This window comes from Chryseobacterium pennae, assembly GCF_003385515.1.
GTDB classification, from domain to species: domain Bacteria; phylum Bacteroidota; class Bacteroidia; order Flavobacteriales; family Weeksellaceae; genus Chryseobacterium; species Chryseobacterium pennae.
The window spans coordinates 1-1,276 of the sequence record NZ_QNVT01000070.1 but is presented as its reverse complement, the minus strand read 5'-3'; the positions used below and the strand labels follow the sequence as shown (position 1 = coordinate 1,276).

1 protein-coding gene is annotated in these 1,276 nt (G+C 33.9%); it reads left to right on the top strand.

The window, feature by feature from the left end:
- Window positions 1–148: 148 nt before the first annotated feature.
- Window positions 149–1,276: IS4 family transposase (locus DRF65_RS28165; RefSeq protein ID WP_123947457.1), on the top strand; the 1,128-nt coding region annotated here is incomplete at its 3' end.

The window sequence follows — 1,276 nt, the reverse complement described above, 5'->3', positions numbered from 1 at the left end:
GCTCATCTTGTAGTGGTTTTGAAATAAGATTAAATTTGTATTGTGAAAGATTTTGAAAATATCAAGGGCCTACGTCCTCAGAAAATAAATAATTTAGAAAAGGCAAAAAAAATGCTTAGCTAACCCTGGCGTTTCATTTTCACAATGTATGGGTAATAGTTTTAGACAAGGAATAGCCCATACCTTTTCAAAACAACAACTTAGCCCTTATTTCATGCTTGAAGATCATAGAACCAATACCATTAAACACATTAAAGAGAGATGTGAAGATTATATAGTTATTGCTCAGGATACGTGTATCTATAATTATACAGGTCATAAAAAGATGGAGGGTATAGGTAAGATCCAAGGTAATATTCTGGGTATCTTACAACATAATACATTAGCTTTTTCCAGTACAGGAGTTGCTTTAGGCATTATCCATCAGCAATATTGGAGTCGAAATTCCTCAGTTAACCTTCAGGGGAAAGAAAGCGGTAAATGGCTTGAAAGTATGGAAAAAACCAACGAACTGGCAGGTGAGATAAAGAACAAGACCTTAGTAATGGTTCAAGATAGAGAGGCCGATTTTCTTGAATTTTTTCAAAGGGAAAAAGCTAAAAATGTAGTTCATATTACAAGAATATTTCAACAGCGCAATTTCAGATTAGAATCAGAACAAGGGTTTCTAAAATTATCAGATATTTCTCTCAATGCTCAAAATCATGGATATAAAGAAATAGATATATTTAGGAAGGGAAAGCATGTTCATTTAAAATTATCCTTAAGAACTGCAGCGGTAACTCTATTCCATAAAGGTAAAAAAGCATTGGAAGGACATACCTTGGTTATTGCAGAAGAGGTTACAGAGGACCACAGGAACGAACAGGAAAAGATTTGTTGGTATCTTCTTACGGATCTATCGGTAGACTCTTTGGAGCAGGCCAATCAGGTGGTTGATTTTTATTCATTAAGATGGAAAATTGGACTCTTTCATTTTACAATGAAAAGCGGTGGATATCAGGTAGAAAAGCTACAGTTTGATGATGTACACACGATGATTAACGCCTTAACATTTTATTCTATTGTTTCTCTTGAGGTACTTCGTTTAACTTATTTAGTTAGAGAAAGTCCTTCACTTCCTGCAAAAGATTTTTATACAGAAAAAGAAATTAAACTGGTAGAAAGAATGTCAGGGAAAAAGATTGTAATAATCAAGGATTTTGTCATAGAGCTAAGCAAATCACTGGCTGCTTTTAGTCCAACAAAAAATTACCCTTTTCCAGGGATTAAAAAA